The organism is Pseudoalteromonas sp. Z1A2, from assembly GCF_011378755.1.
Lineage (GTDB): Bacteria > Pseudomonadota > Gammaproteobacteria > Enterobacterales > Alteromonadaceae > Pseudoalteromonas > Pseudoalteromonas distincta.
This window is the reverse complement of sequence record NZ_WTKX01000002.1, coordinates 137339-164324: the sequence shown is the minus strand read 5'-3', so window position 1 is coordinate 164324 and position 26986 is coordinate 137339. Positions and strand designations below refer to the sequence as shown.

23 protein-coding genes and 2 pseudogenes are annotated in these 26986 nt (G+C 37.2%); 12 read left to right on the top strand and 13 right to left on the bottom strand.

The window, feature by feature from the left end; genetic code table 11:
- Positions 1-82 precede the first annotated feature (82 nt).
- Complete coding sequence (locus GQR47_RS02180) at positions 83-808, top strand: SIMPL domain-containing protein (protein ID WP_024596616.1); 726 nt, start codon at positions 83-85, stop codon at positions 806-808.
- 134 nt (positions 809-942) lie between these two features.
- Here the strand turns inward: GQR47_RS02180 and GQR47_RS02175 are convergent, their stop codons facing one another.
- Positions 943-2289, bottom strand: a complete 1347-nt coding sequence (locus GQR47_RS02175; RefSeq protein ID WP_024596617.1) for a DUF2254 domain-containing protein — start codon at positions 2287-2289, stop codon at positions 943-945.
- Between the two features lie 152 nt (positions 2290-2441).
- On the opposite strand from GQR47_RS02175, the gene GQR47_RS02170 reads away from it, so the two are divergent.
- The 9 genes and pseudogenes from GQR47_RS02170 to GQR47_RS02135 all read left to right on the top strand — a co-directional run bounded on the left by GQR47_RS02170 (position 2442) and on the right by GQR47_RS02135 (position 9026).
- Positions 2442-2813 (top strand): MAPEG family protein, encoded by a 372-nt coding sequence (locus GQR47_RS02170; protein WP_002962524.1) that lies wholly within the window; start codon positions 2442-2444, stop codon positions 2811-2813.
- A gap of 14 nt (positions 2814-2827) precedes the next feature.
- The gene (locus tag GQR47_RS02165) at positions 2828-3460 is read left to right on the top strand and encodes a sulfotransferase (protein ID WP_024596618.1); all 633 of its coding nucleotides are present in this window, start codon (positions 2828-2830) and stop codon (positions 3458-3460) included.
- 47 nt (positions 3461-3507) lie between these two features.
- Positions 3508-4080: a tRNA-(ms[2]io[6]A)-hydroxylase gene (locus tag GQR47_RS02160; protein WP_007586685.1), complete on the top strand. Its 573-nt coding sequence runs from the start codon at positions 3508-3510 to the stop codon at positions 4078-4080.
- A gap of 220 nt (positions 4081-4300) precedes the next feature.
- Positions 4301-4618, top strand: coding sequence for a pilus assembly protein N-terminal domain-containing protein (locus tag GQR47_RS02155; protein WP_024596619.1), 318 nt, complete (start codon positions 4301-4303; stop codon positions 4616-4618).
- Positions 4602-4874, top strand: a complete 273-nt coding sequence (locus GQR47_RS02150) for a hypothetical protein (protein WP_024596620.1) — start codon at positions 4602-4604, stop codon at positions 4872-4874. Before GQR47_RS02155 ends, GQR47_RS02150 begins: the two co-directional genes overlap by 17 nt.
- Positions 4871-5395 (top strand): hypothetical protein, encoded by a 525-nt coding sequence (locus GQR47_RS20420; RefSeq protein ID WP_029753284.1) that lies wholly within the window; start codon positions 4871-4873, stop codon positions 5393-5395. The genes GQR47_RS02150 and GQR47_RS20420 overlap by 4 nt, the downstream gene beginning before the upstream one ends.
- Before the next feature lie 5 nt (positions 5396-5400).
- A complete protein-coding gene (locus GQR47_RS20635) occupies positions 5401-7740 on the top strand; it encodes a response regulator (RefSeq protein ID WP_253947729.1) in 2340 nt (779 codons plus the stop codon).
- A gap of 96 nt (positions 7741-7836) precedes the next feature.
- Positions 7837-8187 (top strand): annotated as a pseudogene (locus GQR47_RS20630) (response regulator); the annotation flags it as partial.
- Positions 8188-8274: 87 nt separating this feature from the next.
- A pseudogene (locus GQR47_RS02135) lies at positions 8275-9026 on the top strand (alpha/beta hydrolase).
- 696 nt (positions 9027-9722) lie between these two features.
- Here the strand turns inward: GQR47_RS02135 and GQR47_RS02130 are convergent.
- From GQR47_RS02130 to GQR47_RS02075, 12 genes are all read right to left on the bottom strand, one after another.
- Positions 9723-9983 (bottom strand): hypothetical protein, encoded by a 261-nt coding sequence (locus GQR47_RS02130; protein ID WP_165723466.1) that lies wholly within the window; start codon positions 9981-9983, stop codon positions 9723-9725.
- 349 nt (positions 9984-10332) lie between these two features.
- A complete protein-coding gene (locus GQR47_RS02125; RefSeq protein WP_165723465.1) occupies positions 10333-10710 on the bottom strand; it encodes a hypothetical protein in 378 nt (125 codons plus the stop codon).
- Between the two features lie 229 nt (positions 10711-10939).
- Positions 10940-11461 (bottom strand): transcriptional regulator, encoded by a 522-nt coding sequence (locus GQR47_RS02120; RefSeq protein WP_165723464.1) that lies wholly within the window; start codon positions 11459-11461, stop codon positions 10940-10942.
- Between the two features lie 336 nt (positions 11462-11797).
- Positions 11798-13498, bottom strand: a complete 1701-nt coding sequence (locus tag GQR47_RS02115) for a hypothetical protein (protein WP_165723463.1) — start codon at positions 13496-13498, stop codon at positions 11798-11800.
- A gap of 429 nt (positions 13499-13927) precedes the next feature.
- Positions 13928-14671, bottom strand: coding sequence for a DUF4145 domain-containing protein (locus tag GQR47_RS02110; RefSeq protein WP_165723462.1), 744 nt, complete (start codon positions 14669-14671; stop codon positions 13928-13930).
- A gap of 98 nt (positions 14672-14769) precedes the next feature.
- Positions 14770-15813, bottom strand: coding sequence for a hypothetical protein (locus GQR47_RS02105; RefSeq protein WP_165723461.1), 1044 nt, complete (start codon positions 15811-15813; stop codon positions 14770-14772).
- A 122-nt stretch (positions 15814-15935) separates the two neighbouring features.
- Complete coding sequence (locus tag GQR47_RS02100; protein ID WP_165723460.1) at positions 15936-16802, bottom strand: hypothetical protein; 867 nt, start codon at positions 16800-16802, stop codon at positions 15936-15938.
- Between the two features lie 89 nt (positions 16803-16891).
- Complete coding sequence (locus tag GQR47_RS02095; protein WP_165723459.1) at positions 16892-17440, bottom strand: hypothetical protein; 549 nt, start codon at positions 17438-17440, stop codon at positions 16892-16894.
- Between the two features lie 496 nt (positions 17441-17936).
- Positions 17937-21242, bottom strand: a complete 3306-nt coding sequence (locus GQR47_RS02090) for an HsdR family type I site-specific deoxyribonuclease (protein WP_165723458.1) — start codon at positions 21240-21242, stop codon at positions 17937-17939.
- Positions 21243-21293: 51 nt separating this feature from the next.
- Positions 21294-22769: a restriction endonuclease subunit S gene (locus GQR47_RS02085; RefSeq protein ID WP_165723457.1), complete on the bottom strand. Its 1476-nt coding sequence runs from the start codon at positions 22767-22769 to the stop codon at positions 21294-21296.
- Positions 22759-24372 (bottom strand): class I SAM-dependent DNA methyltransferase, encoded by a 1614-nt coding sequence (locus GQR47_RS02080; RefSeq protein ID WP_165723456.1) that lies wholly within the window; start codon positions 24370-24372, stop codon positions 22759-22761. Before GQR47_RS02080 ends, GQR47_RS02085 begins: the two co-directional genes overlap by 11 nt.
- A 194-nt stretch (positions 24373-24566) precedes the next feature.
- On the bottom strand, positions 24567-24875 hold the full coding sequence (locus GQR47_RS02075) for a helix-turn-helix transcriptional regulator (RefSeq protein WP_331459137.1): 309 nt from the start codon (positions 24873-24875) through the stop codon (positions 24567-24569).
- A 105-nt stretch (positions 24876-24980) separates the two neighbouring features.
- Between GQR47_RS02075 and GQR47_RS02070 the strand changes: the two genes are divergently transcribed.
- Together GQR47_RS02070 and GQR47_RS02065 are read left to right on the top strand one after the other, a co-directional pair.
- The gene (locus GQR47_RS02070; protein ID WP_165723454.1) at positions 24981-25565 is read left to right on the top strand and encodes a hypothetical protein; all 585 of its coding nucleotides are present in this window, start codon (positions 24981-24983) and stop codon (positions 25563-25565) included.
- A complete protein-coding gene (locus GQR47_RS02065) occupies positions 25559-26947 on the top strand; it encodes a DEAD/DEAH box helicase family protein (protein WP_165723453.1) in 1389 nt (462 codons plus the stop codon). Before GQR47_RS02070 ends, GQR47_RS02065 begins: the two co-directional genes overlap by 7 nt.
- The last annotated feature ends 39 nt before the right edge of the window (positions 26948-26986 follow it).

Genomic DNA, 26986 nt, shown 5'->3' with positions numbered 1-26986 from the left:
TTGCCTGTTTTTTGTGCTTGTTCATATTTAATTAACCACGTACGGTGTTTACTTGCTTTTATATAATTAAAGGATCGACTTAATGAAAACACTGACTCTTGTTTTAGGTAGTGCACTGGCTTTAAACGTACTTAGCTTTGATGCACTTGCGGCAGCGACTCCCGATGCTCCTCATATTTATGTTAAGGGCGAAGCGACTCTTACTACAATGCCAGATTACGTACAGCTTAGTGTAGGTATTACCGAAGTTGATAAAGACTTAATTGCTGCTAAAAATAAAACCGACTTAACTATCGCCAAGGCAATTAAGCTCGTAAAAGAGATTGGTGTTAAAGAGGGAGATATAAACGCAGGGCAAATTTCAATAAACCGTGATAGCCAATACAACCGCACTACCGGTAATCAAGAATTTAAAGGCTTTAAGGTTTCTCGTACGTTAACAGTAAAACTCAGCGATATAAATAAATACCCTGAGTTACTACAAAGCTTAGTTAACAACGGTATTAACGAAATTAATCAAACGCAATTTTTAGCAAGCAACTACAACGAGCTGCATAAAAAAGCGCAAAAGTTAGCAATTAAAGACGCACGGGATGCTGCAAAAGAGTTTAGTGAGGATTATGACGTTGATTTAAAAGGATTATACAGCGCGTCACTAAGTCCACTCAATGTGCAGTCGCAGCCTTATATGCGCGCAGAAAAAGTAATGATGGCTGATAGCGCACCAAGTAACTATGTACCTGATGCCTACCATGCTGGAGAGATTAAAGTAACAGCCTCAAGCTATGCTGTGTACTACATAGATTAAAATATAGGTTCTTCCTAGGGACGATTAACTCTATGTTGCTCGGTTTTTACTTAGCCCACTAGGTTACAAACCTCGCGCCGCGATTTAATCGCCCCTAGATTGAACAAATTTCAATCCAAATAATTCAACACGCCCTAGTGGTGCTCAAAACGTGCCACCAACTTCTCACCTTGCTCTTGGCTGATACGCGCTATAGAGTTGAGCATATTAGTCACTTCGCGTCTGTCGTATTCATTAGTTACATGCTCATTTATGTCATCAACAATCGCATTTAAATAATTAAATAAACTGTTTCGTGCATCGGTATCTTTATGGGCTACAAACAAAATATTTTTGAATGCCTCAAGCACGTTTGTCATTACGTATGCATCGCCTTTGGCGTAATTACGCAGCGGTGTAAAGTTGTCATGTAATAACTCATCAAAGCTTGTTTCATGAAGGTACAACAATGGGGCATTATCACTGTGCTTAAACGAGTAGTTAATATCGTTAATTGAAAGTCGTTGAATAAGTAAAATACTCAGCATATCAATTGATTTAACCGCAGTACCGGGATCGTTGATACCTGGACTCATTGCCTTAACTGCAATTTCTGATATTTGCGTTAATCCATAACGGTAATGATCGCTAATGTACTCTTCTATATAAAAAATAAAGCAGTCGAGAATTTTATTAATCAGCTCTTCATCGTTTGCTATCTCTTTATTACATTTTAAAAACGGGTAACCTTTAACTGTAAAATAGCCTTGGTTTACAGATATATACACCTTTATATCTTGCTCAGCCAAAATGGCACACAGCTTATCGGTATGTACGCCTTTATAATATCCTTCTGTTTTACTGCTAACCGAATGCCATTTGCTAAAGTCTGGAAAGTCCTCAACTGGGTCCTCTTGTTGTCTTTGTATTATTGTTTTAATTTCGTTTTTAGTTTGGCTAAACAAGCCATTTAACACGTTATCAACTTGAATAGCACGTGAGATTGAGTGTATAAAAAATACAAACAAACCTAATGAAATCAATCCAAAAACAAGTGCAAACAACACACCTATTGAAGGAATTGCCGTACTGCCACCATCAAGCTTATTAATATTTATAAGCATAATAATAGAGTAAATTATGCTGCCTAAATAAAACCCCAAAACCATTTGGTGTGATTTGCGCGTAATAAGCCCTGGCACTACGCGGGGCGATAAACTCGCGCTGGCTGAATTTAAAACCACCATTACCATCGAAAAACTAAACACGGTAAGCGAAATAATACTCCCCGCTAAAGTGCTTAGAATAGTCCGCGCGTTTTCGGCGCTATCTACAAGTACAACCGATATAAACGATTTTAGCTGCTCAACAGGGGCTAAATATTCAACCGACATTGTAATAATGGCAAATAACAAAAAGCCCACTGAAAGCATCGAAGGGTAAAAGCCAATACTGTTAATCATTTCACGGTAACTGTCGGCTACTTTACGAGGTACAAACATAAAATCCTTATGTATTTTCTACTAACTTAATACCTCTAGCTTAGCATAGGCAATTATTAAACTTCTGATAATGCTGCTCAAATTTATGTGTTATTATCACGCCCACAATAATAGAGCGCATATTTATGCGATAAAAATAACAGGAAAACGCCGTGATCATTTCAACTTATGCTGCATTACTCGCATTCTTTTACATTTATTTAAGCTTTAACGTAATAAAAGTGCGCCGTGCGGAGCAAATATCGCTTGGTGATAACGGTAATGCAACGCTACAACGTGCTGTGCGTGCCCACGCAAATTTTATGGAATACGTGCCATTTGCTTTAATTTTGCTTTTTTTAGCAGAGTACCAAGGGCTTGCTAGCCATTACTGCCATATATTAGGTGGTGCGTTATTAGTAGGGCGTGTGTTTCAAAATTTAGGCATAGTAGAAAAAAGCCTTAAATATCGCCAAATTGGTACTATTACTACATTTTTAGTCATGATTATCAGCGCCTTTGTATTACTAGTAACACGCGGCTAATTATAGAAAAGTTAATGAGCAAAATATTTATAATAGGTTTACCACGTACCGGCACAACTAGTGTGTGCCATGCATTTTTAGAACTTGGCATTACAACAGCGCATACCGCGTATACTAATGCCTGTTTTGAAAATGCCAGCGCAATTGCTGACACTCCCATATTTAACGATTTTAAAGCGCTTGATATTCATTATCCTGACTCTAAGTTTATTTATTTAGAGCGCGAACTTGGTGCATGGCTTGTATCAATAAAACAGCTTTTAACGCGTATGCACACTAATTTAACCCGTGCAGACGGGGGCTTTAATATTCATATAAAGCGCTGTTATTTAAATACGTTTAGTGAGCTTTCGCTTAATAATATTAGCGACGATAGTTACTTAGCTCACTGCTACGAAACACATTTTAACGATGCTCACACGTACTTTAAGAATCGTGACAACGATTTTTTATCCATTGATATAGCAAAGCCCGATAGCTACAAAAAACTATGCGATTTTTTAGCATTAAAAAGTGACAAAGCTGATTTTGAAAAAATGAATATGGGCGGTAAAGTCACCGCATGGAACGATATCAAACACCCGCTAAAAGTTGAATCCACCGCTAAAGGGCGCATAGATAAATTGCTGCCTTACAAGATTTTTTAAAACAAATACGTTAAAATCCCCGCATTATTATTTGAGTTGTACAGAACATGTTTGAATTAAAATACCACACCCCATTTGAATGGACCGAAGTTGTCCTTGCTGACTTTAATACTTTTTTACAAGATCATGCCGCTGCAGAAAAAAAAGCATCGGGTATGGCTATGTCTATGCTTTCACATTACCCAGACAAACGTAAATTAGTAAAAGCCATGACCGACTTAGCATTAGAAGAATTAATACACTTTAAACAAGTGCTTAAGTTACTTTTAGAGCGCGATGTAAACTTAGGTGACGACAAAAAAGATCCGTACATAAAACAAATACGTGCACTGTTTAGACATGGTCGTGATGGTTTTTTAATGGACCGATTACTGGTTGGCGGTGTAATTGAAGCACGTGGCCACGAGCGTTTTTCTTTAGTTGCACAAGCACTTCCTGAGGGTAAAGAAAAAGATTTTTATGTTGCTATTGCTAAGTCAGAAGAAAAACATAAAAACCTATTTGTAGAACTAGCTTACGAATACTTTGAAAAAGAAGAAGTTGATGTTCGCCTAGAAGAGCTGCTTATAGCTGAAGCTAAAATCTGTGAAAGCATCCCGTTTACAGCCGCTTTGCATTAATTAAAACTAGCGTAAAGCGTATTTTCACTCGCTTTGCGCCACACACCTCTGCTCTTATTTCTTTGTTAACCTCTTCATGAATTGTTGATTTGCAATTTGCAATTTGCGAATCAAAATAATAAAAAACACGTTTATACATCTTAATCCACTGATTATAAATATAAAAAACCTTGGTCTCATACTTGCTACCTATACAGTAAGCAAATTGAGGGAAAGGCTTATGTTAAAATTTATTTTTATACTATTACTAATATCTTTTACCGCTATGGGCAGTGAAAGTCATTTAGATTATATAGAAAATGCAAATGGTGAGCGGGTACAAAAAGTATCGCACTTAGTTAAATGGACGCATACTCGCTTTGTGTTTACCCGTGATATTTCTCGTATTGCACTTGGCCACGAAACAACGCTTGATGTGAACGTGGTTAATGGTCGCGAGCTACTAATTTTAGCTAAAAAGTTGGGCCGTACATCTATGATGGTGTGGTACGACGATAAAAGCTCGGAAACATTTCACTATTTTGCAAACCACATTTGAGCTGGTCGGTATCGATTTAGTAAATAACCTTATCATTAGTGAAACACTGAGCTTAATAGGGATTGAGCCAGGTATTACATATTGCAAAACATCACTTAATTTAGTTAATGCAGAACAAGTAATTAATATCACCACAGGCAAACCTGCTCTTAGTAGTTTAACGCCACCATTTAAAGTTTTACTGCCAGTACATAGCGGCCAAAACAGTACAACGTGGATACATACTCCCCCAAAAGGGGAAGGAGAACGTCAATGAACGCCTCAAATATATTTACCTCACATGCTAATTTAGCAGATACACCAACTGATGAAATATCAACAGAAATTAAAGAAACGCTAACGCTACTAAAACAGTTTTATGATGTTCCAATTGTTAAATTTATCGATTTTAGAGAGGTTTATTCAGAGCAGTTAATAACCTGCAACGATAAAGAAAGTGTCGAAAATGAGTTATTAAGCTATCAACAACGCTGCACACAAGAAAAACTATATTTATTTGAAGATACCTTTTTTGATGATGTATCAAACAACACGCACAAATTAATTCGTTTTTATGCACAATATCCAATTTATAGTGTCACTAATAAATTCATTGGCGTAGTGCTGATGGCTGATTTAGCACCTAAAACATTAATAGGTTCACAAAAAAATCAGTTTATTTCATTTGCTCAATTATTGCAGACACAGTTAAATAAAAATTCAGATTCAGTAAGTAATCAAAGTACTAATCCTGTGAAAAAAATTATGGGGAAAAGTATATTCATGTATTTAGTTTAGCGCCCGTGGCATTCTTAATTGCATTAGTATTATGCTCATTCACTGCATTACTGCTTTATACTATAGAAAAAAAGGAGCTGCAAAGTAATTACAATGAACAAACTCAGCAATTACGTAAAACGTTATTTAATGCTCTAGAGCGATTTGATAATCAAGGATTATATATATCACAAAAAGATTTAGTTATCGCAGGCTTTTTACAAAGCCAAAATAGCTATACAAAAGAGCAGCTTAATGATTTAGTACAGAGTCAGGTTTCACAAAGCTTAACTTATAAAGGGTATGTTGTGTTTGATTCTGAGTATAACCAACTTGCACTTTGGTCAAAAAATAATTTTGATTTAGCCGCGTATGGATTTAAAAACTGGTTAGAAAAATTCAATAATAGAGCGAATAAACAAGCAGTAGAAGTATTTACTGTTGCAGATACGGCCTTCTTAATTTCTGAAATAAATATTAAACAAGGCTCTATTTATACACTTACAGCATTTGATTTAAGTAAGTTTTTAAAAGCCGTTATTGGTAAATTAAACACTGAAAATTATAACGTTTTTATAGCAACACCACAGTTTACTTTAGGAAAACAAGGAGAAGTAAACCCCAGTATAATTAAAAATAGTATTAGCGCTTTGAGCAGTCGTTTTCCACCTACTTGGCGTTTACATGTGCAACCAATGAATAAAATAGTACGTCCACAAATAACTAAATATATCCTAATTAGATTAGGACTGATCGCCTTTTGTGTATTCGCATTCGTGTACTATTTTTTACGTTTGCCTAGGCGTTTACACAATGAAATAAAACAAAAAAATCAGTTAATACTTAATAGGGAAGAGCTATTTTCAAGTTCTCTTGATGCATTGCCACATGGGTTTGCTATTTTTAATAGCCACGAATTTCCTGTGATTACTAACAATGCATTTAATCTTTTATTTCCACAGGTGAATAAACAAAACAGTCAGCTATCGTATAGCCAGCTGATAAGTATTGCGCAACAGCATAATATTATAAATCATTACCATGAGCATCATAAGCTTGATGATGATCGTAACCAATTAATAGATATAGGTTTTACAGACGGGAAGTGGATAACTGTATTACAAAGACATACAGATTTTAATGGTTTTGTTTGCTACTTTAGAGATGATACAGAGGCACATCAAAAAGAATGTTTACTCGCTGATGTTCTCGAAAAATCTAAACAGACAAATCAATTAAAAGAAAAATTTGTTTCAAGGCTTAGTCGTCAATTAAAAACGCCTTTATCATCTTTAAAGTCATTAATTGAAATATCAAAAGATCCTATAAGCTTTAACGAATTTAAAAACAATGTAGGGAATATTTCTGATGTGTGCGACCAGCTTGAAAGTGTGATTCAACAGCTCGTAAATATAAATAAATCAGAGATAGGTAAGTTAAAGCTTCAAGCCAAAAACGTAAATCTAAAGAAACTGATCAATAATAACATGTCAATTTTAACGAAAGAGGCTGAAAATAATAAAATAGTTTTGAAAAATAATATTACATCAGAGTTAACGGTAGCAAGCGATGAAAAGTTAATTTCTCAACTGGTTATTCAGTTAGTTACTGAGGTTTTGGATTCATCAAATAATATAACGCTTTCAATTGACGCTCAGATTAAAAAAGAAAGTACTCGTAATTACTTAAACCTCGACTTTTCATTAAGTAATTTAATCAACACTAACCATTTTATAACTGAACTTAAAAGCATTTCGGGTGATAATATAACACGCTTTATAGATGATAAAGACTTATTATTAGAGTTAAAGTTTTTTATCTCGATATTTAAAATGCTTGGTGGGAAAGCGATAATTATTAGCAGTAATGCAAATAAAACGACGATATCACTTTCTATATTGGTAAACCTAGCGAGTAAACAAAACAAAGATGATGAACAAGAAGTATTAAACAGTCCATTAATAACTACCGATTTAGTAAATATTAATCCATTAACTAATGAAGAACAAAACACGCTATTACTGGTTGATGACGATCCACTGGTTGAAATTGTTATTAGGGCAATGCTAAAAAATGAGAGCATTAAAATAGATTACGCGCGCAGTGCTATAGAAGCAATGTTAATGGTATCTCAAAACAGTTACGACATTATTTTAATGGACATAGTAATGCCAGAATTATCAGGAACTGATGCTATGTTAAAAATTAAAAAACACAGTGATAATTCTAAAACTAAAATAATTGCACATACATCGACACCCGATCCAGAATCTAAATATGTAAACCAGGGCTTTGATGACATGCTATTAAAACCTGTAAAACAAGGCATATTAATAAACCAAATAGCACGTATTTTAAAAAGATAGGCCGCTATACCAACCGCCTTAATGTAGATTTTATGTAACGATAAAATATTAATGCCGGTTGGTGTTACATATAGCGTAATATATTCGAGGTAAAAAATGAAAAAAACGATTGAAGATACGATGGAAGTTATCGGATTTAATACAGTAAAACCTATAAATAAAACTACACGACTGCTTTTAGTCGATGATGATTTACTAATAGAAATTGTAATAAGAAAAATGCTTAAAGAAGAAAACATATTAATAGATTTTGCATCCAGTGCAATAGAGGCGCTATTAATGGTTTCTCAAAATATTTACGATATTATTTTAATGGACATAGTCATGCCACAGTTTACGGGCACCGACGCAATGCTAAAAATAAGAAAGCACGCTGATGCATCAGCAACGAAAATTATTGCGCATACATTTAGTGAAAACGAAAATAGTAATAATAAATATATAAAGCTTGGGTTTAATGGTTTGTTATTAAAGCCAGTTAAGCAAGGTGTATTAATTGAAAAAGTAGAAGGTCATCAAATTACTTATCAAGAAATGGGACAAGGTACACCTTTATTATTGATACACGGTATTCCGACTAATAAATTTTTATGGCGAAATGTGATGCCAAACTTGCATCAAAATATCGGGTAATAGCACCAGATATGCCAAGTAACACTGATGTATCTATAAATGCGCAATGTAGAATAATGTGTAAGTTTATAGAAGAGCTCGGTATTTCTAAAGTTAATATTGCTGCACATGATATTGGTGGTGGTGTTGCTCAATTAATGGCTGTAAATCATCCGGATAAAGTAAACGGGTTGGTTTTACTTGATATTGATAGTGTATGTTTTGATTCTTGGCCAATACCAGAATTTGAACCTTTACTAGAACCAGGCGTAGAAGAAAAAACATCTGTAGATGAATTTGTTGATACATTAAGAGATTTCATGCCCAAAGGTGTCTACGACTCGAACGTAATGACTGAAGAGTTGATGAAAATATACTTAACACCATGGAGTAATGAAAAAGGAAAAGCCGCTTTATTTAGTAACATGCGCAGGCTCAATAAAGAATATACCGAAGCTATTACAGGCGATCTTAAAAGCTTACCTCATGAAGCACTCATATTATGGGGTGAAGAAGACAAATTTCAAAAGCCAAAGTATGCACCAATGTTAGAAGAAGCAATTCCAAATTCGTCATTGGTTTGAATAGATAAAGCCGCACATTGGGTTATTGATGAACATCCAGATAAAGTGTCTGAGCTTATTAGTGATTTTATGAATGATAAATTATTCTAGTGAATTACTAGGATAATTTAAAATCTATTTATTTCAATATGTTAAGTTTTATTGCATAAAGTAGCGAATAGGCAATCAGTGTAATACCGCTTGATTATATTAATAACCAAGCGGTATTTTTATATGTTTAAGTAACAAATAGCGAAAAGAGGCAAAACATTAATTTTTAAAATAAGTAGGTTTAAGTAGGTTAATGCTTATTAAATAGTCAAAATATCGCGTTTATACGTTAATTCATGAAGGTGAGTAACTTAGTTATGTATTTATTTACCCTATTTAACATAATATAAATTATAGGTAGTTAATGTATATATAGAAAGAGCGCTTAAATGCGCCCTTGCTATGTCCAATACTAGCCGGAGTATATAGCTGTAATGTGTATTTAACTTTTTAACCATTTTAACTAGCTGATTTTTAGTGATTTAATCAAACTAAGAAATAAACACACTATGTATATGAAAGCCCGCTAAGTCCAGTACTAGACGGTATCGGACTTAGTGGGCGTATAAAAGAATGTTGACGATATAGATAAGTTGCTGCAATCATATCTATAGCAGTTGAAACAACGCATGTATGTGAATTGGGAAATGTAAAAAGCTTTATAAGATTTAAGATCTCAGGCACCATATTGTCATTACAGTTTACTGCTCACTATCCGAGGTTGAATAACGAAACTTAACCCAAGCAAGCTGTTTTTTATATTCGTTCTTCATCATATCTATCACGAAATGAGCTAAGCGATTCATCACCATATGCAATGTAACGATTAAGTAAAGACTCTAAGGGACCATTTGGGTTATGAAAAACTGAGGACACACCATTAATAACAATATCTTCGGGCAATTCGCGCTCACGCAACAAAATGACTGATCCTGCAATCATTTTATGGTAAAATAACATGTCACCTATTTCGATGGGATTGAACTCGCAGTTTTCTGTAAGGTTGTAAATTGACATATCAGCAATAAGATAAAACAGAGAAATTGAAGTTTTTAAATATTCATGAAAAGTCCAACCCTTCGGTAATAAGAAAATATCAACAACTGATCTATTAAATAATAGCTGTTGATAGTTTCGTTTAGAGTTATACAAGAATCCATTTACTTTCTCACTATCTAAATAAAATGTAGCTATGGCAAAGGCAAATTGATCACTTTTATTTACTACCCCTTTATGACGATATTCTTGAGCCCCTGCCCTAGCACATCATCTATTGAATTGTGCACACTGGCGAGTAAGTTGTGCTTCTTTTCTTTAGCTAAAGCCGCGACAACTGCATCGAGGCATAGTGCGGCAGCTTGTTAAGTTACTTTTTACCTGTTGGAAGCGCTATTGGTACAGAAAAACTCAGCCTACTAGCAGTGTTATCTGAACTTATATCTGATTTATCTTTACCGAACTTGATTCCTGCAACATTAACTCCAATTCCTTCTTTCCCATCTTTTTTGGTTGTAGTAGATACCGAGACATCAAAACTTATCATATGAACAGGTCTTAAAAAATTTGGATCTGGATTGTCTGTCGGAGAAGTCATATAACCTAATAAATTGTCCTTAGCATTTTTTTCTACTGAAACTCGTTTAGGATTAACAATTGTACCTATTACTTCTAAGTCATCATTACACTCGACAATTGCTTCTGAAATATCCTTTATAGCTTCTTTAATGAAGTCTTTGAGTTCCATACGATACCTTTAAGTAATTCAATAATTTAATAATGCGCTCATCGCGCATATTTTGCCGAAACTATGCTCATTTTTCTACATTATATAGTTTTCATAAATAACCTAAAGTATTGCTATCTCTAAGTTTTCTAAAACTTTTGAGTAAAGTTAAATAGACCAATATACGCGCGCAGCTCGTTTTCATGAATATATACGTGCCAGTATCGAACGGTGGCACCATTGCCTCTTGTTAGGCATTTTTCCAATTTACAAATAAACGCTTATCTATTTCAATTTTGTTGTGTTTTTCAATGTAAATAGGAAATACATCAACATCTGTGACTTTAGCTATAGCATAACGATGATGTCCTCCCTGAAATATAACCTCACCATTATCGACAGGTTTTACCAATGGAGGAGATATTGGTCTATTCTCAGATAAATAAACTATAAGCTTTGCCAAGTTATCTGGATGACCGAGCTCCCACAACTCGCCTTCATCTCTTCGACTAAAATGACATAAGATTTTATCAAATTCAGTTAACAAAACATAACCAAGTATAAATCCATCAGGGTAGTACTTTTGAAAATCACTTTCTCCTACACCGTCCAATGCAAAACGTTGAGAGCTTCTTGACACATCCCAATTAAATATAATTTTAGGCCATGAAGAAACTGGCGTATCCCAATACTTTTCAGATTCTTTCAAAATTCTGGCATGTAAATTTCGCTCAGTTAACTCTTCAATAGATTCTTCTCCATCTAAGCGCAATAGTTTTTTTCTAATAATTCATCGCTCCTAATATTTAACACCTTCATGTCTAACAGCTTAATCAGAGGGCGCTTTAGTTATTTTTACATTAAAACGCCCGTATCTCATAAATTACTAGCAAATACTGTAACTTATTGCCAGCTTTAAATATCACTCTTACTGTAGGTTACTTAAACATATGAAAAAGGAGAAACGCCCTTTTTTTATTACTAAGTTAATGACAACGATCCTGAATGACTAGTTTTCGCTCGTTGCTAAAGTATGCCTGGTGGCTGTTAAAAGTGGAGGCGAAGCCTGAGATTTTAACTGTCTGGCACCTGCTCCTTGATAGTTTCATTATTCAATTTCACTCAATGCGTTTGCAATAATTTCAAGTGACTCATCGCAGTCAGTGCATATTTTTTCGTAATGATTTTTATAGCTACCATATTCAGTTATAGCCACTTTTCTAAGCTCTTCTGCTTTTGTACCTAGAGTGTGCCCCTTTAAAATTGAACGAGCATTGTGAACTATATGGAATGGAGACATTATTTCACGTGCATGCTCTTCTTCGAATTCAACACCAATTAAGATTACTTCGAGTAATTTTAATGCACGTAATCTCGCATCAGGTTTTAATTTTAAAGCCTTCGCTTTATTCCTAAGCCACTTCTCTTCTAAGCCTTCAATAAGTAACTGATCTAGGTTTAGAATTTCTTCAGCCCATTCATCACGAGAACTAGTATACGGGTAGTGAACTTTATCTGGAGCATTTTTATCCCTGAGCTTCCACCACAAAGAGCCTTTTGAATCTAGCTCAGCTAGCTTGGCTTTTAAACTTAATAACGCATCATACTCACTACTCCACTCACCTTTTATATCATTTTCCATAGCGCGAGTTGAAATAGATGCTTTGGGAGCCTCATTGTACTGTTTCCAATGTAGTTGTTCTTCATAAGGCAGATGGCTCAGATATATTAAATAAGTATGTACCTGACCAGCAGTATTGACATCAAAAGTCTTTAGTTCCCATGCCCCTCTGCAATATATACTGCGACTATTCAAAGTAAACCTATCTCGATCAGTTTTATATTTTAGTAATACTTCGGGTTTAAAAAACACAGGTGTTATTTCAAACGGTAGATTAGATTCTGTAAAGTAGTTCGATAAATGAGTTGGGTTACATGAAATCTCCTTTATTTCATTATTCTTCCAGTCTTGCGCAACATAGCTACAATATTCTTTTTCAATTTCATCGTCAGAATGACCCCAAATATTTGCTATTAACTTTTTCTTTGAAACTGAAATATCCGAAAGCTGAAAACCTCGAGAGTAACTTCCAACACCATTTACGATATTAATTTTCCCCAAGATTCCTGTCGTATTAAAATCAACAAGTTCTCTATTTGATCCCCACCCACTAAAATCACCTGTTTTGTAACGAGTAAAGTCAAACATACGAAATAACTTCACATCTTTTATACCCGCATACTCTCCAATAATTTCTCTCTTTGCGCAGATGATAGTTCCCTCATCACTATTCCGAAAATTAGGGATTTTAAGTATCTTAATTACTTCATTAATTTCACCGTGAGAATTTAATTTACACCATGATTTTTTTTCGGGAACGAAATGTAAATCCAAAGAATGAGATATTTTTTGATTAAGCTCATAATAGGTTTCATCGTTTCCTATGGCTTGAAATGACCGAGCGAAAAGTATCTGCTCTCCAGAAGCTAATTCTTTACAGCCAAGATTGGACATAGGACTTTCTATAGATATATCTTCAGATGAACAAGAAATACCCCAAGAAGAAAATGGATTTCCACTCCATTTGAGGAGGTTATTGAAGTTATCTTTAATCGCATTTTTTTCAGGTAAAAATACTGCATGGATAAATACATGTGGCATTGATGCATACAAAATTACGTATTCATCATTAATATCCGAAGTTAAAAACTCAGCAACATCACTTTGTTGACACCAGTCATTGAACTCATCTTCGGAGCTAGGCTCATCAGATAAGAACTTTAAACAATTTAAATCATATACATTCATTGCCGATTTCCACCAAAACTCGAGATAAAACTAACAGTTTTATCAGAGGGCACTTTCCCTATTTTAGCGCGAAAACACCCTTACCTTATAAGCTTCTATTAATAGCAAACAGTGTAAGTTATTGCCAGCTATAAATATTATACTTTCTGTAGCTTATATAAACATGGAAAAAAGAGGAAAGTGTCCTCTTATTCTTACTAAGTTAATGACGATTCACCTGACTGACAGCTCCTCGCTCAAAGCCGACCTATTAGAGTAATTACGTTAACACGTCTTGGGGCAAAGGCGAGTTATATACATAACCCGTCTCTGGACAAAAGCAAGTTAGAGTATTTAGTCAGTAACGCCGCGCTCACGGGTAAATTAGGAGCGCAGCGAGTAATTTATCCGTGTGCAGCGCTTTGTTATGTGCGCGACTACAAATTGACATCATTGACCATCTCTTTCTTTAATATGTTGCTGCGTTTCCTCAGGTACAATATCTGAATAGAGCAGATCTAACTCTTTAGGCTTTGAAATCATTTCATCTGCGATGAAGTTAAGAACGTGGAATAACTTCAGCGCTATGTCTCTACCATCTTCTAAGTCAATTTGACCTGGATGCACAGCGTTATTCCCTACAACTCGAAGTAAGTCTAGTGCTTTTTGAATTTTTGGACTTAGCCCTTCTGCTACAAGATCTTTTATGTCGTTGTTAATATTTTTACCCGACTTACCTAGTTGCTTGAGCAATAGTTGGAGTGCCAATCTAAGTAAGGCCGTAGCACCTTTGGGAGAATCAACAACAATTGTGGATGCCTCCAGATACAATTCCTGAATTTCTTGATCCATATCTTCATTTGGAGGCGATACTGTCGTTTGTTTTGGATAGACAATTTCTTGATTTACCCACAAAGAGAATTCATTACACGTTGAGCAAGTTGCAACAGAAAAACCTTCCGGAACAAACTCGCACATATGTCGATTATTTGCATCTACAACTTGCTCTATAAAAGCTGAGATGGCATTTTGCTGATAATCCTTTATGCGCGTTCTATAGTCATAAAATACATGATTTATTATATTATTAGCTGCATCACTCGAATTATCAACGTCAAACCAAGCCTGCTGAGAGGCAACCTGACAGTGTGGGCACTGAAACTTTTCACTTCTGTATTTTGGGTTTAGATCCAAAGTCTGTCTCCTACTCGATAAAGCACATAACGCCGCCTTAAGCTGTGAGTAATGGTTGGCTAAAATGTGAATGAAGCGAAGCGAAACCGAGCCAACTGTTACGAATCAGACTTTAAGGCCTTGTTAGCTGATGCGGTGCCAAAATAAGTAGATATATCTGTATTTTTATAGTCTTTTAACTGCAATATTTCTTCTCTAATATTTTTCAATTTTTCAATATCCTCTAATATAAAGTAAAGCTTTATAGCTAATTCTTTTCTATTGCTCTTTGGGGGAATTCTATCCGTTGATACACATATTTTTACTTCGTTTTCATTGTGGTTGTACCTTGGATATGACTGCTGATTGTTAAGACTTCCTTTTTTGAAGTGCCTTTTAAAGAAATCAACCACCTGCAAGGCAGATGTAAATCTAGAGTCGTGGCAAACAAGGTCGCTCACATCGTTTATATCGTAATCATCATCAAACATATACATACTATATAATGAATGACTCATCGAAAACATTTCTATAGTTTTCCCTTCTTCATTTTCCTTTGGCTCAGATTCAGCAAGCAACTGCTCATAAAGTGATCTTACAATATTTTCAAATGATAGGATTTTCTTGATAATAACCTTGTCATTAGAAAATTTATCTTTATGAAGGATATAGGTGCTAACTATGTAGGAGAATATAATCTTAACATAAGCATCTAACGACCCTTGAAATCTTACTAGATCTCTTCCCTCAATATCCTTAAGATCAAACCTATTAATTTCGTTGCGAAGTTTATTATCAAATAAAACCGAAATTTCGAGGCAAGTTTGATGAACTTTTTCTATGCCAGTGCCATAAGTATTATATGAATCAAAATAATCCATAACTAAATTAAACTGCTCTTCTAATTCCTCATAAAGACTGTTTTCTTCGGCATGCACTATAGCCTCAATTATAGGTTTCAAATCAGCTTGATAAACATAGCTATGATGAACCTGGATAAGTGTTGCTGGTATTGAATTACAGCCTTCATCTTTTTTCTTAATAACTTTAACTATTTGTCCTGTTGAAGCATCTCTAATTTGAGTTCCTGACTCAACTAGCTCTCCATTTTTGATGCCTTCTTCAATACCGACATCATCAAGTTTTTTCGTTTTATCATTCATATTAATCAATACCCAAATCTATCGTGTAACTCAATTTCAAAACGCCAGCTAACGCCAGCTAACGCCAGCGTAACGGGCCGGTTTGGAGCGCCAGCGGAAAACCGGTCCCGTTGACGCATTGGTTAGTTCTGAATCAGAAGAAGCTTGATTTCGTCCCTGATGCAGTCCCTTAATTCGTATGACTTGCTCTCAATTTCGTCCCACGCTCCATCTCTGACATCATTAATTGAAAACAGCTCATCATCGTCATATACGCCCAAGAAACATTTATATCGAGTAACAGGGCTAGAGACACTCTGAATGAAGTCGAACAGGCTTCCAGCGATGCTGTCTGGAAGCGATATTTCGCTTTTCTCAACAAGCAGGCTCAGTTCTCCAATTTCTTTATGTAGCGCAGAAACCTGACCCCTTAGTTCGCCGGCAGAGGTAGGAGCGCTATAAAATGCGAGGGTATGCCTGGCTTCATGTAAAATGTGGCAAACCCTTTGATATATATCTTCAAAAAGATCAACGCGTAAGTGCTGCTTTTCGTAATTTAAAGAAAACTGGGGGTAATGCTTCAAAAACACCCTTGGAACTGAAACTAAGTCTTGAGTAAGATCTTCCCAAAAAACAATATTTACAGAAAACTTATTGAGGCTTTCTCGCGAACGGGACAAGCCTCTTACAGCTTTCTGCATTCCAACGTCACGAGGCGCCGTAGTCGCGATGTAAAGGCATTCAAGCTTTTCGGGAAAACCTTCCGCTTTTGATATTTCACTATTTATTGTTTTCTCTTTGACTCCATCATACGTATTCTTGCACTGTACTCCGACAAAGCCCAAGTGATTATCTCCATATATATCAACTCCATCCTGCGCCTGCCCGGGTCTGCCGTGCATCGACAAGTCAGGATTCCCCCACCTTATTGCCAAAGCATCTCGAGCGATCTGTTCAAATTCCTCCCAGCTTTTTGGCTCCGGAATTCTCATTGTTGAATATGTAGGCAAAACTTCTCCTTAAAACTAACGCCTCAATAACCGGCGGCTGGAACGGAGCGAAGCGTAGTGCAAGCCGTCCGGCGCCGAAGGCGCGTAGTTCATTGATTTGTTATGTGTGTATCAATTGGCCTAGTTAGCATTTGCCAGATACTAATGCCATAGACGACAACAATAGCCAAGCCAATAACGAGCAACCGTTGGTCCGGAAAGGTAAACCAAGCCACAACTACCAATAGGGTACGCAAAATTGCATGCACTATGCCCAGTGGATGCTGGATTATCCATGACCAAACAATCCAGTGCAGACCGAGCCCAATACCCAGGCTCAATGGAACAAATGTTGGGGCATAAAGAAAGAGCGGTATGTGAACGGCCCATAGCAAATTGACCATCAATACACAAAGCCCCATCAGCTTAGCTAAAGGGTTATTAGAAGCTAAGAGGTTTTCCCCCCTAAATCGTGCTATTAAAAGAGCTAAAGGGAAAATCGTACCCGAACCAAATAACAGGACCAGCACACCAACTCGCTCATCAAGCCTCACAGAAAGCAATGCGACAATAAGCCAGACACATGCACCAGCAATTGGCATCGATACAGATCTTTTTGCTGACGCTTCGAAATCCCTTCTATACTCTTCTAATGTCATTTCCTTGAATCCTTGTTCAGAGCTGAGCTCACACATAACAATTTTATAGTGCGCTCGTCGCGCATCTTTGTGCCGATGTTACGCGCATGTATTAATGAATCTATTTTTAACAAATAACGTAATGCATTGCCAACTTTAATATTTTTATGACACTAAAGGTATTCAGAAAAAGAAAATGCGCTCGTCGCTCATTTTCTTGAATCTGGGAGCACAACAACAAAATTGTATATTAATACAGTAATATATATCATCACCAACATAAAAGTTAGTGGAATATCAGATTATGGGGTAGAGCCAATATCATTAGGTGAATCACTGTGTCTGATAGCTCAAAGGTGATCTATAGAGTAATTACGTTAACTCATTTTGGGGCAAAAGCTTGTTAGAACAAAAGGCAGACTGCGACAAATAGCATCGAAAAGTTTCGAACGTTATTGTCATGGTTTTAGTATTTATTGTCGAGTTTCATACTTTAATGTCCTCCGGCAATAACAAGTTATATTCCTTGGTTTACTTTAAAACTCTGCGCTTGCTCAAATATTTCTTTGTATACTTCATCGCGGCTGATTGGTGGGTATTTAAATTTAGCGAGTATTAAAATCAGCTCTACTTTAAGTGATGATTTAATATCGTCGCGGTTATTCCAATCTACAAATTTTACCTTGTCATCTACAATTACTTTTACCGCTTGGGCCAGCTCAATGAGCTTATCTTCGGGGTAGTCAAAGTCGTATTTAACTGCGAGTGCTTTTAAGGCGTCGTAAAAGCCTTTTTCTTCAATATCAATGCCTAGCTCGTCGCCGGCGTTCATTTCGTCGCGTACGCTGTAAATCATATCAACCATGCTTTCTGAAAAATCATCTAGTACGCTACTTACCAATACGTCATCTTCTTTTCGTTCGTTGTAGCGCTGTACCAGCGATTCAAAGCGTTTAGTAAAATCGATACCTTGGGTTTGGTTTACTTTTTTAAGCTCACCGATGGCTTTAGCTAGCATTTGTTGCAGTATTTTAATTTTAGTATTGGGGAGTTTTATTTTTTCTATTTTGGCGATGTAGTCGTCATTAAAAATGTCGATTTCGCCGCCGTCTTCATTGCCGAGTTTAAATACTTCCTCAACGCCGTCGCTTTGTAGGGCTTCGCTTATCATTTCACGTACTTTGGTGTTCATTTGCGCGGTGTCGGGCGCTTCGCCTTTGGTTAGCTTGTAAATAATCGAGCGAATGGCAAGGTAAAAGTGAATGTGGTTACGCTCATTTTCGTTAATTTTTTCACTGCCACAACATACATCGTAAGCGGCTTTTAAACGCTTAACTAAATCCATAAAACGCTTTTGGCGTTTTTCGGTAATAAGTGCAAACTCAGCGGCGTGGTTTAAACAGTTTAATTGAGCAACGGCTTCACCGGTAAAATACGGGCTGCTGTCAAACTTATGAAATAGCTCTGCAAGTAACGCTAGATGGTTTTTGACTTCAATAACCGAGGCAGTAATGTCTTCAAAGTTGGTTTCGTCTGTTTTTGAATACTGCGCTAGGGCTTTGTTCATTTCTGATTTAATACCAATATAATCTACCACTAAGCCTTTGTCTTTGCCTTCAAACTGGCGGTTAACCCGCGAAATAGTTTGTATTAAGCTGTGCTTTTGCAGTGGCTTATCTATGTACATGGTATCTAAAAATGGCACATCAAAACCGGTTAGCCACATATCGACCACTATGGCTATTTTAAAGTTTGAGTTTTTGTTTTTAAATTGTTTATCAAGCTCTTTACGTTCGTCTTTACTGCCAAGTAAATTATATAGGCGCTCAACGTCGTCCTTGCCACGGGTCATCACCATTTTTACTTTTTCAGAAGGAGCAGCAATACAGCCTTCGCTAATGGCGCGCTTTCGCTCGGTATCTGATAGCTTTTGCGCGTCATCTGTGTCGACTACATCAAACCACTGTGGGCGAAGTTCTTCTAACTCTTGATACAACTGGTAAGCAATACCACGCGAGCTACATACAAACATCGCCTTTCCTGCGACCGTAGAGCCTTCCTCAACGCGTTTTTCATAATGTTCAACAAAGTCCCTTGCTAACACTTTAATGCGGTCAGGATCGCCTAGAATGCTATTCATGTTAGCGGTGGCTTTTTTACTGTCTTCTATTTGCAGCTCGTTACTGCCTGCATCGGCGCATTCTTTGTAATAAGCTTCAATTTCAGCCAGCTTGCTATTGTTTAAACACACCTTGGCAGCGCGGCCTTCGTACACAATGCGTACGGTTATTTCATCTTTAACCGACTCAGTCATGGTGTACGAGTCAACCACTTCACCAAATACATCTAAAGTCGCGTCTACTGGGGTGCCTGTAAAACCAACATAGGTGGCGTTTGGCAGTGAGTCGTGCAGGTACTTTGCAAAACCGAAGGTCTTTTTTACACCTTTGTCGGTGATGGTAATTTTTTGATCAAGATTTACTTGGCTACGATGCGCCTCATCAGAAATACAAATAACATTAGTACGGTCGGTTAGTAGCCGAGTGTCTTCGGTAAATTTATGAATGGTGGTTAAAAATACACCGCCACTGTTACGGCCCTCTAATAACTCACGTAAGTGAGTACGGCTGGTCACTGTTTTTACCGTGTCATCGCCAATGTAGGTTTTAGCATTACCAAACTGCTGCGAGAGTTGATCGTCTAAATCGGTTCGGTCGGTAATTAAAATAATGGTGGGGCTTTTAAGTTCAACGCTTTTCATCAACAAGCGTGTTAAAAATTGCATGGTGTAACTTTTACCGCAACCCGTTGCGCCAAAGTACGTACCGCCTTTACCATCGCCTTTTGGTTTTAAATGCCGTTTTATATTTTCGAACAGCTTATTAGCCGCGTAATATTGTGGGTAACGCGGCACAATTTTTATCTCTTTTTTGCCCGCGCTTTTATTGTCAGAATCAGGGAAGAACACAAAGTTGCGCATTACATCGCGCAAGCGCGCTTTATCAAACAAGCCCTGCAATAAGGTATGTAACGAGTTAATCCCCTCTTGCGCTGTGAGCTCTTGCCCCGTTACTTTTCCCCATGAGTAGAAAAACTGATACGGCGCAAATAAGTTACCCATTTTGTTGTTTACGCCATCGCTTATAACGCACAAGGTATTAAACACAAATAACTGCGGAATAGCGCGCCTATAGCGAACAGTTAATTGCTCATAGGCTTCAAATATGGGGGCTTGCTCGCGTATCGCGCTTTTAAATTCAAACACCACTAATGGCAAGCCGTTTACGTATAAAATACCATCGGGAATACGCAGTTCAATATTGTCGTAGCTTGTGGGGCTTTGTATTTCTAGCTGGGTAACAAACCGGTAAATATTGTCGTCTTGCAGATAAGTAACGCTTGCTTCATTCACATTATTCAAAGCAGCCATAGCACTGCCTGCTATTAGGCTACTTTTAATGCCTTGCTCAACGTTATCGTAATCAAGCAGCTGAACATACAAATCTTTTTGCGCTGCACTGCCTGCTACTCTGCCCCGCTCGCGTGTCAGTAAAAAACCATCACTTAACCACTTACAAAAGGTTTTATTGCTCTCGTATAAATCACTGGCTGGCAGTTTTTCAAGCTTTGCAATAATTGAGTCTACTTCGCTGGTAGTAATGTTATTTTTAGCGTAACGCTTGGTTAAAAAAGCACGGAGGTCTTCTTTAATTAATACATCGCTATGGTTGCGGTTGAGCTCACCACCGAGTAAATGCGGGTAGCCTTGCTCGCCTAATAACTCAACCACCGCTTGTTCTAATTTGGCTTCAGTAAATTTCATCAAACATCCTTATTGTTATTATTTTTTGCCTTTGAAAACTCAGCTTGTGTATTAATCTACTATTTCGTCATCACTGGCTACATCAGGCATTTGTAGTTCGCCAGAGATGAGTTTGGGTAGCAACGCGTCACGCAAGCTAGTAATTGAAAATGTATTTTCTTTGTTCTTTTGAAGTTTGTAGTTCAACTCGTCATAAGAAGTATTGAATACATCAATTACTTCAATACTTGGAGTTAAGACGCTAAGTTTTCTGAATCCAGTTTTATTGAATTTTTGCTGTGCGCTACCGCTAGTGATTGAATCTATTTGATACTGGCCAAAATCATTTGAAAAATACAAGTATAAATAGTTATTTAACTTATTGGACTTCAAAGAAATCGCATTACTTCCCAAAGTCATAGGCATTCCAAGCCAAATCGGTGGCCTAAAAACAGTGCCAACATCACCTACATTTGAGATAATCACCTCATCTCCAATCAATTTAGATTTTTTTAAAAAATCATAAGAATGCTTAGATACATATTTAGCTTTTGTTAATGAAAATTCATTCTTAAAGTCTGTGGTACGTATGTACAAAGCATAACCTCGTTCATCTGAAAGACTTACATTTTCTTTCAAAGACGCAAAGCTACCATTAGCTACGTAATCAGTTATTTCTGCTATGGAATTGATATCTCGATTATTCCAACTCTTTGGTATCCAGCCTAGTTGTTCGTTGTGCTCGAACTCATTGGGGAAGTGGGCGTGGGTATTGGCGTGTTGCGCTAATATTTTAGGTTTGGCGCTAAAGTCTGGCTTAATGGGTGTTTCAGCGGCTTGTGTTGCTTCTTTTGTTGGTAGCTGTGCTTGTAACTCGTGAGCAAGCGCAATGAGTGATGCTTTGCATTCTGCCGTGTTTTTTAAACTGTTCAGTGCTGCTAAGCGGCGCTGTGCTTTTTGTTTTAACTGGTCAGGCAAACGGTTTTCAAGGTTTTCTAAGTTAAAATCAACGCTCGCAAGGAGATTGTCGAACACCGGATCAAAGTCAACAAACCAGCTTTTAAATAACGCCTGCGCCATTTGCTCTAAGGTTTGGTTGGTTTTTTGGTTGAGCTCAATTTTTTTGTCTAAACCTGAAAGTATTTTTGAAACTTCTTGTTGAACTTTTAGAAGCGGCAATTTAATTTTTATATTCTTTAATATTGGAACCGTTAGACTGGGTACCGCAGACCCTTCATTTAATCGATTAAAATCTATTAATTTAAGCTGATAATATATGAATTTAGGATCTGCTATTATTTTATTTATTTTTGACCAAAATAAAGTATCAACTGTCCAAAAGGGAGTATCAATAAAATAAATATTATTCAAAGAGCCTTTTCTAGGAATCAAAATTGACTCTCTCTCATACAGGAACTCAGAAACATAACGCATGACTCCGCCTGAACCATAGCAAGGTATCATACCTTCAGTTAGTTTCTTATGGTCTTTTCCATATTTAATTTCAAGCACTTCTCCTAAAGTGACTTCTGGCCAATTACTCCCCATAACCCAGCGCCTCCAAGTTTTTACGAATCGCTTTATCAAGCTCCTCACTTTGGGTCATTTGGCCATAAAGCGTTTGGCTAAGCTCGCTCATTTTAGTTTCGAACGGGATGCCATCGTCTGCAATATCAGCAGCACCGACATAGCGCCCTGGGGTGAGTACGTAGTCGTTTGCCTTTATGTCTGCAAGGGTGGCTGATTTACAGTAACCGGCAACATCTACATACTCTTGCTCTGTATCTGAAATTAGCTCTTCGCCGCGCCAAATATGGTAGGTTTGGGTTATTTTAGCTATGTCGTCGTTGGTGAGTTCTTTTAAGGTACGGTTAACCATAGAGCCCATTTCGCGGGCGTCTATAAATAGCGTTTCGCCTTGGCGGTCACGGCGTTTTAGTAGGCCTTTTTCGTTATTACCTTTTTTATCTTTACTTATAAACCATAAACACACCGGAATTTGTGTGGTGTAAAACAGCTGCCCAGGTAGGGCTATCATGCAATCGACTAAATCGTTTTCGATTATTTTTTGGCGAATATCGCCCTCGCCACTGGTGTTTGAACTCATTGAGCCATTAGCGAGTACAAAGCCAGCGGTGCCATGCTCGCTAAGTTTTGAGATCATGTGCATGATCCACGCATAGTTGGCATTACCGGTAGGCGGTGTTGGGTAACCGGCCCAGCGGGCATCGTCGACTAGTTCGTTATCGGCGCGCCACTGTTTTTGGTTAAATGGTGGGTTTGCCATTATGTAATCGGCTTTTAGGTCGGGGTGTTGATCTTTAAAAAAAGTGTCGCCGGCTACATCGCCTAAATTGCCCGATATACCGCGCACGGCAAGGTTCATTTTAGCCAGTTTATAAGTGGTGTTGGTGTACTCTTGCCCGTAAATAGACACGTTTTTTTGATTGCCGTTATGGCTATTAATAAATTTAAGCGATTGCACAAACATACCGCCCGAGCCACAACAGGGGTCGTAAATTTTACCTTCGAATGGTTCGATCATATCGGCAATAAGGGTAACAATCGATTTTGGCGTATAGAACTCGCCCCCACCTTTACCTTCAGAGGCGGCAAATTTACCTAAAAAGTATTCGTACACACGGCCAACTAAGTCTTCTTCTGTTTTTTCGTTTTGGTTGGCAATGGTGTCGATATTATTAATGGTATCGATTAATGCAGAGAGCTTACTGGCATCAAGCCCTAAGCGAGAAAAGTAGTTATCGGGCAATGCGCCGGCGAGTGATTTATTGTTTTTTTCAACCGCGTGCAGTGCGGTATCTATTTTTACGGCTATATCGCCTTGCTTGGCGTTGATTTGAATATACGACCAGCGTGCGTCTTCTGGTAGGTAAAACACGTTATTCATAGCGTAAAAGTCGACCATGTCGATGTATTCGTCGCCGTACTCGGCAATAATGGCTTTTTTACGCGCTTCAAACTTATCACTAATAAATTTAAGAAAGATTAAGCTTAAAACAATGTGCTTATATTCGGCTGATTCAACACTTCCGCGCAGTTTATTGGCGGCGTCCCAAAGGGATTCTTCAAACCCGACTTGTGTTTTTTTTACGGCTTTTTTTGGTGCAGGCTTTTTTGATACAGCGTCCATGTGGTCTCTCTTTGCAAGAATATCAATATAAATTATTGGCTTATCATACCGCAAAGGTCGTGGTTTTTTGAGTGTTAATTAGTAATAAATTGGTATTAAAAAAAGAGATATAAAATAATTTTTAAAAAAATATGTTTGTTAAAAAACGACTACTGTAAATCAGGCATATATTTACGCCCGATTATACGTGTATTTTACTGTTTTAATTCTAATAATTGAATGAGCTTACGCTTACCTTCGTCATCAAGCTTTTCGATTAAACACGCCAGTGTTGCGCTTTCTTCTGACTCACAAAAAAAGTAATTTACGGGAACATTTAACTCGGTCGCTAGCTTTTTTAAGGTAGCTAAGTCGGGCATATGGCGACCTGTTTCGTAATGGTTCATTCTGCCACTGGCTGAACTTGGGTCCATCCCTATTTTAATACCTAACTCTTTTTGGCTTATTTTCATTCGCTTTCGAGCCTCTTTAAGACGCTCTGTAAAAAAGGATTTAACCTGCACCGTTGCTTCATCTTGGTAACTCTTACATTTAAATGATTGTCTAGTTTTTACATGAGCATGTATACTTAGGAATCCTAAGTTTATGGTGAGTGGTAAAGTTTAGCAATGAGTAAGAAAGCGAATATGAATGTATTTTTACATTTTCTTTTGGTAATCAAACAGATGGATAACTTCACTGTAACGCAAGCGAAAGACGCTTTATTACATGAACAATCTGCATTTACCGATGCGGTAGAAACCCGAAAGTTTATATACCGTCAATTAACTCGTAATGTTGAAAAAGGACTATTAAAGCGAACCAATAAATTAAACAATGGAGTTAAAGAAGTTATTTACTCAAAAACGGAGTTATTTTTAAATTTAGAAATTGTGCCTAATTCTAGAGAAAGTAGAGCAAAAAAAATTTATATTCCTAACAATAACTCTACTAACGCCACAGCTGAAAATCTTGAAATTACTGAGTACCAAGAAGAGCTTAAAAAAGACTTACTAACATATGAAATTGATTTAAACACCGTGCTTGAAGAAGCTAAAGAGTACAAACGCCTTACTGCGCGTTACCCTAAACTACATGAACAATTGCAACTGCATCACACTCAGGCTAAGGAAAGATCGATTAAATTACTTGGCAAAATAAATGCTTTGCAGACTTTACTGGGTAATAAAACAACAGAAAAACAGCCATGTTAAGGGCTTGGCAAACAGCCTGCTTATCGGTAGTTAAAAAACATTACTCTCAAAACCATAAACACTTTTTTTGTTTAGCTACACCAGGGGCTGGTAAAAGCGTGTTGGCGGCAGAAGTTACAGCTTATTTATTTGATACAAAGCAAATAGACTTTGTGATTTGTTTTTCACCCTCTAGTGAGGTTGCAAATGGCATTAGAAAGACGTTTGCTAAACGTTTAAATTGTAATTTTGACGGTGTTATTGGCTCAGTTGGTTGCTCGTATACTTATCAAAACATGCGCTTTTTTAATGACGACTACTGGAAACTATTAAGGAACAACCGCGTGTTAGTGGTGTTTGATGAAATACACCATTGCGCTGGTTCAAGCATTGAGGATGCCAATGTATGGGGGCAAGATATTGTTAAAAATATTCAACAGCAGGCTGCTTTCACGTTAGCTTTAACAGGCACACCTTGGCGCTCTGACCTTCTCCCTATCGCGCTGGCAACTTATAGCGACCCTGATAATAAAATTCAGTGCAATTACACTTACTCGCTGCAACAGGCGGTAAATGATGGCGTTTGCCGTAACCCTAAAATTGTTTTAATTGATAATGAAGAAATTTCGGTAACAACCACGAAACAGGAAACTAAAACCTATAACTCATTAAAGTCTTTGCTAAAAGATCCATCGATTTCCTACCAAGATTTGATTAAGCACGAAGCTGTAATCAATTACATTGTTGCTCAAGGGGTAAGTAAACTTGCCACTATTAGGCAGCAGAATAGCAATGCCGCAGGGTTAATTGTTGCCTCTTCTGTTGAGCATGCAGAGCAGATAGTGATGGTTCTTACAGAGATTTTCCATCAATCAGCAACCATAGTTACTTACAAAGAAAGCGATGCTGGCGAGAGAATCAGTCATTTTCGCTTTAGCAACACACAATGGATTGTAAGCGTTGGTATGGTATCGGAAGGAACTGACATACCAAGACTGCAAGTGTGCTGCCATTTAAGCAGAGTTAAAACCGAGCTTTATTTTAGGCAGGTGCTTGGACGCATATTAAGAGTAAACAATTCCCCTAACCAAGAAGCTTGGCTATTCACCCTCGCCGAAGAAACACTAAGCACCTTTGCAAATAGAATTGACCAAGAGCTACCCGACACTTGTGTACTAATAAGAAATAACGCCATAGCGAATGAATATTTTGGAACAGAGACTCATAAAAAGACAAGCTCCACTAGGCCCGATAGTCAGCCGATTGCTGAAATTGATGATTTATTATTTTCATGGGGATCAAACGAATCAAGTCAGCTGAAAACTGAGCTTCAAGAAGCAAGCTTTTTACAGGCCTTTGGCGGATTTAGAGAGCGGGTAATAGAGGTGTTTGTAATGAGCTAAAATATCAAGCTACTTTGTAGAGCAGGTATTACACCTGCT

Excerpts from the sequence above, each read along its gene's own strand:
- GQR47_RS02080 (WP_165723456.1), bottom strand. The coding sequence starts at position 24,372 with ATGGACGCTGTATCAAAAAAGCCTGCACCAAAAAAAGCCGTAAAAAAA.
- GQR47_RS20420 (WP_029753284.1), top strand. The coding sequence starts at position 4,871 with ATGAACGCCTCAAATATATTTACCTCACATGCTAATTTAGCAGATACA.
- GQR47_RS02070 (WP_165723454.1), top strand. The coding sequence starts at position 24,981 with ATGAGTAAGAAAGCGAATATGAATGTATTTTTACATTTTCTTTTGGTA.
- GQR47_RS02115 (WP_165723463.1), bottom strand. The coding sequence starts at position 13,498 with ATGAATGTATATGATTTAAATTGTTTAAAGTTCTTATCTGATGAGCCT.
- GQR47_RS02175 (WP_024596617.1), bottom strand. The coding sequence starts at position 2,289 with ATGTTTGTACCTCGTAAAGTAGCCGACAGTTACCGTGAAATGATTAAC.
- GQR47_RS02085 (WP_165723457.1), bottom strand. The coding sequence starts at position 22,769 with ATGGGGAGTAATTGGCCAGAAGTCACTTTAGGAGAAGTGCTTGAAATT.
- GQR47_RS02105 (WP_165723461.1), bottom strand. The coding sequence starts at position 15,813 with ATGAATGATAAAACGAAAAAACTTGATGATGTCGGTATTGAAGAAGGC.
- GQR47_RS02090 (WP_165723458.1), bottom strand. The coding sequence starts at position 21,242 with ATGAAATTTACTGAAGCCAAATTAGAACAAGCGGTGGTTGAGTTATTA.
- GQR47_RS02065 (WP_165723453.1), top strand. The coding sequence starts at position 25,559 with ATGTTAAGGGCTTGGCAAACAGCCTGCTTATCGGTAGTTAAAAAACAT.
- GQR47_RS02160 (WP_007586685.1), top strand. The coding sequence starts at position 3,508 with ATGTTTGAATTAAAATACCACACCCCATTTGAATGGACCGAAGTTGTC.
- GQR47_RS02125 (WP_165723465.1), bottom strand. The coding sequence starts at position 10,710 with ATGGAACTCAAAGACTTCATTAAAGAAGCTATAAAGGATATTTCAGAA.
- GQR47_RS02180 (WP_024596616.1), top strand. The coding sequence starts at position 83 with ATGAAAACACTGACTCTTGTTTTAGGTAGTGCACTGGCTTTAAACGTA.
- GQR47_RS02130 (WP_165723466.1), bottom strand. The coding sequence starts at position 9,983 with ATGTCAATTTACAACCTTACAGAAAACTGCGAGTTCAATCCCATCGAA.
- GQR47_RS02095 (WP_165723459.1), bottom strand. The coding sequence starts at position 17,440 with ATGACATTAGAAGAGTATAGAAGGGATTTCGAAGCGTCAGCAAAAAGA.
- GQR47_RS02165 (WP_024596618.1), top strand. The coding sequence starts at position 2,828 with ATGAGCAAAATATTTATAATAGGTTTACCACGTACCGGCACAACTAGT.
- GQR47_RS02155 (WP_024596619.1), top strand. The coding sequence starts at position 4,301 with ATGTTAAAATTTATTTTTATACTATTACTAATATCTTTTACCGCTATG.